General features: G+C 61.9%; 8 protein-coding genes and 1 tRNA gene. 6 read left to right on the top strand and 3 right to left on the bottom strand.

The features are described 5' to 3' along the window. Both EI28_RS02530 and EI28_RS02525 read left to right on the top strand, forming a co-directional pair. Positions 1-585, top strand: a 585-nt coding sequence (locus EI28_RS02530; protein ID WP_048112403.1) for a DUF47 domain-containing protein, incomplete at its 5' end; no start/stop codon positions are given. 5 nt (positions 586-590) lie between these two features. Further along, entirely contained in the window at positions 591-1,757 is a 1,167-nt protein-coding gene (locus EI28_RS02525) for an inorganic phosphate transporter (protein ID WP_048112387.1), read from the top strand. An 832-nt stretch (positions 1,758-2,589) separates the two neighbouring features. Here the strand turns inward: EI28_RS02525 and nth are convergent. The 3 genes from nth to pyrH all read right to left on the bottom strand — a co-directional run bounded on the left by nth (position 2,590) and on the right by pyrH (position 4,099). Beyond that, positions 2,590-3,258 (bottom strand): endonuclease III, encoded by a 669-nt coding sequence (nth, locus tag EI28_RS02520; RefSeq protein WP_048112386.1) that lies wholly within the window; start codon positions 3,256-3,258, stop codon positions 2,590-2,592. Positions 3,259-3,264: 6 nt separating this feature from the next. Then, a tRNA-Pro gene (locus EI28_RS02515) sits at positions 3,265-3,339 on the bottom strand. Positions 3,340-3,394: 55 nt separating this feature from the next. After that, on the bottom strand, positions 3,395-4,099 hold the full coding sequence (gene pyrH, locus EI28_RS02510) for a UMP kinase (RefSeq protein WP_048112384.1): 705 nt from the start codon (positions 4,097-4,099) through the stop codon (positions 3,395-3,397). A gap of 41 nt (positions 4,100-4,140) precedes the next feature. Here pyrH and EI28_RS13900 point away from each other — a divergent pair, with 41 nt between their 5' ends. The 4 genes from EI28_RS13900 (at position 4,141) to EI28_RS02495 (ending at position 7,173) form a co-directional block, all read left to right on the top strand. Next, positions 4,141-4,296, top strand: a complete 156-nt coding sequence (locus tag EI28_RS13900; protein WP_155937221.1) for a hypothetical protein — start codon at positions 4,141-4,143, stop codon at positions 4,294-4,296. 44 nt (positions 4,297-4,340) lie between these two features. Further along, the gene (gene amrS / locus EI28_RS02505) at positions 4,341-5,354 is read left to right on the top strand and encodes an AmmeMemoRadiSam system radical SAM enzyme (protein WP_048112382.1); all 1,014 of its coding nucleotides are present in this window, start codon (positions 4,341-4,343) and stop codon (positions 5,352-5,354) included. A gap of 13 nt (positions 5,355-5,367) precedes the next feature. Beyond that, positions 5,368-5,826 carry a Mut7-C RNAse domain-containing protein gene (locus EI28_RS02500; protein ID WP_082223059.1) on the top strand — a complete coding sequence of 153 codons (459 nt, stop codon included), beginning with the start codon at positions 5,368-5,370 and terminating at the stop codon, positions 5,824-5,826. 192 nt (positions 5,827-6,018) lie between these two features. Continuing rightward, a complete protein-coding gene (locus EI28_RS02495; RefSeq protein ID WP_048112399.1) occupies positions 6,019-7,173 on the top strand; it encodes a glycosyltransferase family 4 protein in 1,155 nt (384 codons plus the stop codon). The last annotated feature ends 3 nt before the right edge of the window (positions 7,174-7,176 follow it).

The following is a 7,176-nucleotide window of genomic DNA, read 5'->3' as shown; positions in this document are numbered from 1 at the left end:
GATCTTTTCGACAGGATGGCCCAGACGGTCGTCTCCGCAGCCGATCTGCTCGTCGAACTCGTCGAGAACTTCGAGAACGTGAAAGAGCAGTGCCATAGGATGAAGCAGATCGAGCACCAGGGAGACGAGATCTCGCATGAGATCTACGAGCAGCTGAACAGGACGTTCATCACGCCGCTCGAGCCGGAAGAGATCTCCCGCCTTGCATCGGCGCTCGATGACATCCTCGACTACATCGACGGCACCGCACACCAGATGTACAGCTACGGCATCGCCGAGACCGACGACTCGATGATCGAACTTGCAAAACTGATCCGGCTGAGTGTCATCGAGATCGAGAAGGCCGTGACCGGTATCCGGACGATCAAGAACCCGGGGCTGATCGAGGAGCGGTGCATCGAGGTGAATCGCCTGGAGAACGTCGCGGACAACGTCCTCGGCCACGCCATCATGAATCTCTTCAAAACGGAGGATGCCATTACCATCATCAAACTCAAGGATATCTACGAGAACCTCGAGATGGCGACCGACAAGTGCGAAGACGTCGCGAATGTCTTAAGCGACATAGCCATCAGGCACTCCTGACCACTATGGACCCGATCATCGTTCTCGGCATCCTTCTTGCCTTACTCTTTAATTTTGCAAACGGCTTGAACGATGCCGCAAACTCGATCGCTACCATCGTCGCGACAAAGGCCTTAACACCCCTGCAGGCGGTGCTTCTTGCCGGCGTCTTCAACCTCCTCGGCCCCCTCCTCTTCACCACGGCGATTGCGGCAACCATCGGCAGGGGGATCGTCGATCCCGTATCTCTCACGCCGACGCTGATCCTCGTGGGCATGCTCGGCGCGGTTCTCTGGGTCTTCACGACCTCGTTTTTCGGGATCCCGGTCTCGAGCAGCCACGCCCTGATCGGGGGGCTGCTCGGTGCCGGGATTGCAGCTGCGGGAACAGGGTCGATCCTCTGGCCGTCGCTTGTGGTCATCGAGCAGACCGTCTTCTACGGGTTCGCGGGCGCGATCCTCGGTGCAGTCATCACGGGCGTTATTGCACGCCAGAGAGGCGACTTCAAGCCGTGGAACCTCCTCCTCGGCGGGCTCATCGGGGTGACGGTGGCAATTCCGCTCGCCATCGCAACCGGGTTTCTGAAGATCAGCGGCATCCTCGCGGTCGTGATCTTCATCGTCATCTCCCCCACACTTGGATTTCTCTCCGCCTTCGCCCTCGGCACCCTCGTCACCTGGATCTTCCGCAACCATCCTCCCCGGCGCTTATCGCGTATGTTCAAGAACCTCCAGATCTTCTCGGGCTCGCTGCAGGCCATCGGCCACGGAAGCAACGACGCCCAGAACGCGATGGGCATCATCACCGCGATGCTCCTTGCCGGCGGCCTGATCACCGAGTTCTCCGTCCCGCTCTGGGTCATCCTCACATCTTCGCTTGCCATATCCCTCGGAACGCTCCTCGGCGGATGGCGCGTCATCGACAAGATGGCCAACCGGATCACGCGGATCCGGCCCTACCAGGGATTTGCCGCATCGACCGCAGCCGGGAGCGTCCTCTCGCTGATGACCGCGTTCGGCGTCCCGGTCTCGACGACCCATGCGGCAACCGGCGCGATCATGGGCGTCGGCACAACCCGCGGCTATTCGGCGGTCAAGTGGGGGGTTGTCCGGGAGATCCTGGTCGCGTGGGTCCTGACGATCCCGGCGGCGGCGATCGTGGCCGGCGGGTGTTACCTCGCCGCGCGGGCCTGATCGGCGGGGGATTTTGAATAAACCGGTTCTCTGCCCGGTCGCCCGTGCTCCTTTTAATCGACCTTCGTGATGGTTGACGATCGCGGGACGAAGTCTGATACGGTTATACTCTCCTGAAACCCCAGGCAATCGCACAAACCCATCCACGGATTTCCGTCGGTTACGTAATTTGAACCTGGTAGTGCTCTTATCCAATTCTCATGAACAGTTGCGATTGAACCAGATGACGTTTCAAATTCGAACATACATCATAACTGTGGGAGATCCCGGTACACTGGACCGTGGGAATATCGCCATTGGGGGAACGACGCTCCGCAGGAGCGGAGTTCGAGCACCGAAAGTGCGAGGAGGGGCTGACGGGGAGTGCGATGTTCCGACAGGAACGGAGCACGAGAAGGCCGAAGGCCTTTGAGGTGCGAGCGAAGCGAGCTTGAGCACCGATAGGTGCGAGGTGCGAACGAAGTGAGCATGAGAAGACCTTTGGTCTTCGAGGGGGGTGCAGCCCCCCTCCCCTGTCTCTACCCCGTAAGGCTCTACCTGTGACCCCCACCGCCCGCGCTTCGCGCTCCTCCCGCCCCCGAGGGGGGGCGCAGTGCGTGGCGATAAGCGATGTCCCATAGGGACATCGCTGGAGAAGACCGAAGGTCTTGGACTGGCGACTGGCCGAAGGGCAGGAGCACGAGCACCGCAGGTGCGTAGTCCCCTGGAAAGCCGTGCATGGGATAGGCAGCATTCCAATAAGAACAGAGTCCGAAAAAATCCGTAGATGGGCTTTGCGGGAGTCCCGGAGAACAACAGCTCAGAGCGCAACCGCGAGCCGCCCCCGTCCGGCCTACTCTCCGCCCTTCTCTTTTGCAGCCCCCAGCTCCCGGTAATACCGGCAGAGGTCCGCGACGACGCACTCCTCGTGCTTCGGGTTCTTTGCCGTGCAGACGGCGCGCCCGTGGCGGATCAGGAGGTAGTTGATGTCCCGCCAGGCCTCCTCGGGGAAGAGAGCCATGAGATCGCGCTCGATGATGTCGGGGTTCGTGCTGTCGGTGAACCCCAGCCTCTTCGAGACCCGGCGGACGTGGGTGTCGACCGCGATGCCGACGTTGATGTCGAACGCGTGGGAGAGAACGATGTTTGCCGTCTTCCTCCCGACGCCGGGCAGCGTCTGAAGTTCCTCCATCGTCCGCGGGACCTCGCCACCGAACTCGGCGACGAGTTTTCTTGCCGCCCCGACGATATGGCGCGCCTTCGTGTGGTGGAACCCGATCGTCCTGATGAGCGGCTCCACCTCCCCGGGCTCCGCGCGGGCGAGCGCCTCCGGCGTCGGGTAGCGGGAGAAGAGATCGTCGCGGACGGCGTTCACGGCGCGGTCGGTCGTCTGCGCCGAGAGGATCGTGAGGATCAGCGTCTCATACGGGTTATGAAACTCGAGAAAATGCCGCCTGCCGTCGACAATGGGATAATGCTCAAGAAGACGGCGGTAGATCTCGCAGGCGGTCGTGCGGTTCATGATAGATGGGGCAGGGCAGATTCGAACTGCCGTCAAAGCGTCCCAAACGCTCTAGGATGGACCAGGCTACCCTACTGCCCCCGTACCACCATACGTTGGGAATCCAGGCAAAAATAGTTGCCGATGAAAGAGAGATTCAGGACAACAGAGGAGCCAAATCCTCTTCGCAGACGACGGTGCCGACGGACGCACCTTCCACGATCGCCCGGTAGAGGTTTTCCGGGTCGCGGCCGTCGAGAACCAGGAGCGGGATGCCGGACCGCTCGATCACCTTCCCGGCCACGATATCGAGCACCGTGTTCGCGCCCGCATCCATCCGGCTCCCGGTGATGATATCGAGGAGCTCCTGCGGCGTGAGACGCTCGTGCCTCACCGCACCGGCATCCTTCTTCGGGTCGGCGCTGTAGATCCCGTTGACCGACGTGGCGTTGATGAGGAGGGCGGCACCGACGCTCTCGGCGAGAACCGCGGAGACCGCATCGGTCGTCTGCGCGGGCGTGATGCCGCCCATGACGACGATCTTGCCGGCCTGTGCGAACTCCTGCGCCTCCGTGTAGTCCTCCGCAACGCGCGGATAGGCCGCATCCCCGAGTCCGGCGATGAGAAGACGCGCATTCAGCCGGGTCACCATGATGCCGAGCTCGTCCGCCGCCGCCTCCCCGGCACCGAGACTGCGGGCGACCCCGATATACCGGCGCGCCTCCCCGCCGCCGCCGACGACGACGAAAATCCGGCACGTTCCGGAGATCTTCTTCAAAACAGAAACATATCGATCGATATTGTTCGATTCAAGCGAAGGAACCAGAACCGACCCGCCCAGAGAAATTACGATCTTCTTCATCCCACCCTATTATTATCCCCAATATCACTCATATACCTGTTGTGAAGATGCTGCACTGCCCTGCATGCAACTCTACGGATGTCTGGGCGGTTACCGGAGGATATACCGGCTGTATCTACCGGTGCAAGCGTTGCGGCTACCGTGGGGCCCTTGTCGTCGAGTACGATGAAGAAGACGATGAACGGGGTGACCGGTAGCCCGCCCGCAATAACTATCATGGTTCCCCTCACGCGGTGATCGTATGCACGAGGCGCGACTCTACCAGAAACTGGAGGACGACACCGTCCACTGCTCGCTCTGCCCTCACCGGTGCACCATCAAGGAGGGGAGACAGGGGATCTGCGGCGTCCGGATCAATCGCGGCGGCACGCTCTATGCCGCCACCTTCGGCAAGGTCATCGCCGAAGCGGTCGACCCCATCGAGAAGAAGCCGCTCTACCACTTCCTGCCCGGAACGCTCTCCTACTCGCTCGGCACCATCGGGTGCAACTTCCACTGCGCGCACTGCCAGAACTGGCAAATCTCCCAGCAGACGCTGGAGATGGAATCGCTCAGGGACATCAGCCCGGAGCAGGGCGTGGAACGGGCGATCCGGTCGGGCTCTGCAAGCATCGCGTGGACGTACAACGAGCCCACCATCTGGCACGAATACCCGCTCGCGATGGGGGAGCTGGCGCGGCAAAAAGGTCTCGGGACGGTCTACGTCACGAACGGCTACATCACCGAAGAGGGGCTCCGCGAACTTGCAAGAATGCTCAACGCCTTCCGCGTCGACATCAAATCGTTCTCCGATGCCTTCTACCGGAAGGTCTGCGGCGGGCGGCTGCAGCCGGTCCTCGACGCGACGGCGCTTGCAAAGGAACTCGGGATGCACGTCGAGACGGTCACGCTGGTCATCCCGGGACAGAACGACTCGATGGAAGAGATGGAGGCGCTTATCCGGTGGGTGCTCGAGAACCTCGGCCCCGACACCCCGATGCACTTCACCCGGTTCCACCCCGACTACAGGATGCTTGACGCGAGGCCGACCGAGATCAGGGCTCTTGAGAAGATCTACGAGCGTGCAAAAGAACTCGGGGTTCATTACCCATATCTCGGCAACGTCGGGGGGCACCCCTACGAGAGCACCTACTGCCCCTCCTGCGGCAGCATCGTCATCGAGCGGTCGGGCTACGCAGTCAGGATACGGGGGCTTGAAGGACACACCTGCACCGAATGCGGCGGGCGCATCGAGTATGTCTCGGAGATCCGGTGAACGGCAGAGATTCATGACCGACCGGATGCTCGGGACGCTCACCCGCTACCTCCGGTTCATGGGCTACGACACCATGAGCGCAAACAGCCTCACCCCGGGGAGTTCCCGGGAAGACACCCTCCTCCTCGAGATCGCCGTCAGGGACGACCGGCTTCTTCTGACCCGCGACCGCGAACTCGCACGGCGGGGCGGGGAGCAGGCCGTCTACATCGCGTCGGAAGAGATCATGGCCCAGGTACGGCAGATCGCCGACCTCGGGCTGATCGAGCCCGAGATCAGGATGAGCCGCTGTTCGCTCTGCAACACGCGCCTCAGGCCGGCCACCCTGCGGGAGATCCGGGAGGCACACTACGCCCCGCGGTCGACCCGGGGGAAGGAGTTCTCCTGGTGCCCCAGGTGCCGGAAACTCTACTGGATGGGTTCGCACAGCACCAGCCTCGAGCGGCGCCTGAAAGAATCCTTCTCTTCCTGACCGGGTGCGTTGGAACCCGGAAAAACCTCATTTCGGACTTTTTTAGAGAATCCCGGAAAGATATATCAACTCAGAGGCGATATGAAGCGCACAGGCGGCAGGCCGGCCGGCCCGATACGGATCCTGAAGTATCGGAAGGGACCATAAGCCCCGGTGGTCGGCGGAAACGATATGCCCGATATGAGGAATACCATGGAAAATCTAAAGATCGCATTTTTCTGCTGGGAGTCGTTGTATGCGGAGCGGGTCGGCGGGCTCGCGAACGCGGCAACAAATCTTGCCGAGACGCTGGCACAAAACCACGAGGTGCATTTTTTCACCCGGGGAGAAGGGAAGGACGCCGAGATCAACGGAGTGCGGTACCACTACTGCCGGCCGTCGGGAGAGAACATCGTCCGGTACTGCTCCGATATGAGCGGGAAGATGCTCGATCGGTTCCGCGAGTTCGACGCACCGTCGTTCGATCTCCTCCATTTCCACGACTGGCACGTGGTCGACGCACTCCAGCGGCTCCGGGACAGGGAGACCGTCTTCACCTACCACTCGACGGAATTCGGAAGGAACGGGAATACGTTCAGCACCGGGCGGCCGTTCACGGAGATTACCAGGATCGAACACTGCGGCGCATCGATTGCAAAGCATATCACCGCGGTCTCCTCGACCCTCCGGCAGGAGGCCATGAGCCTCTACGAGATCCCGGACTGGAAGATCGACGTCGTCCATAACGGCATCGTGCCCGGCCACTACCAGGCGGACGTCGACCCGGAAGCGGTGAAACGGCGCTACGGATTCGACCCGGACTCCCCGATGATACTCTTCGTCGGGCGGCTTGCATGGCAGAAAGGGCCCGACATGCTGGTGGACGCAGCCCCCGGACTCCTCCGGGAGCACGCCGACGGCCAGTTCGCGTTTATCGGCGACGGGCAGATGCGCCGGGGACTCGAGACCCGGGCCCGGTCGCTTCCCATCCGGTTCCTCGGACGGCTGACCGACGCGGACTACGTGCAACTTCTCAACGCAAGCGATATCGTCGCCATCCCGAGCAGAAACGAGCCGTTCGGGCTCGTGCTCCTCGAAGCGTGGAGCGCCGGCCGGTGCGTCGTCGCTTCCGACGTCGGCGGGCTCTCGGAGAACATCGAGCACGGGACCGACGGGGTCAAGGTGCGGCCGCACCCGGACTCGATTGCCGAAGGGCTCTCCCGGGTGGCGGATTCCCCCGAGAAGTCGCTTACCATGGGCAGGGAGGGGCTCGACAAAGTGAAGAAAGAGTTCCCGTGGACCCGCGTTGCGGAACGGATGGAAGGCGTGTACCGGAAACTCCCGAACCACGACACAATCCTCTGCTGAACG

This window comes from Methanoculleus sp. MH98A (assembly GCF_000691865.1).
Lineage (GTDB): Archaea > Halobacteriota > Methanomicrobia > Methanomicrobiales > Methanoculleaceae > Methanoculleus.
This window is presented reverse-complemented; position numbering and strand designations above follow the sequence as displayed.

Bases quoted from the DNA above. Each gene is read 5' to 3' on its own strand.
- EI28_RS02495 (WP_048112399.1), top strand. From the start codon at position 6,019: ATGGAAAATCTAAAGATCGCATTTTTCTGCTGGGAGTCGTTGTATGCG.
- EI28_RS02500 (WP_082223059.1), top strand. From the start codon at position 5,368: ATGACCGACCGGATGCTCGGGACGCTCACCCGCTACCTCCGGTTCATG.
- nth (WP_048112386.1), bottom strand. From the start codon at position 3,258: ATGAACCGCACGACCGCCTGCGAGATCTACCGCCGTCTTCTTGAGCAT.
- pyrH (WP_048112384.1), bottom strand. From the start codon at position 4,099: ATGAAGAAGATCGTAATTTCTCTGGGCGGGTCGGTTCTGGTTCCTTCG.
- EI28_RS02525 (WP_048112387.1), top strand. From the start codon at position 591: ATGGACCCGATCATCGTTCTCGGCATCCTTCTTGCCTTACTCTTTAAT.
- amrS (WP_048112382.1), top strand. From the start codon at position 4,341: ATGCACGAGGCGCGACTCTACCAGAAACTGGAGGACGACACCGTCCAC.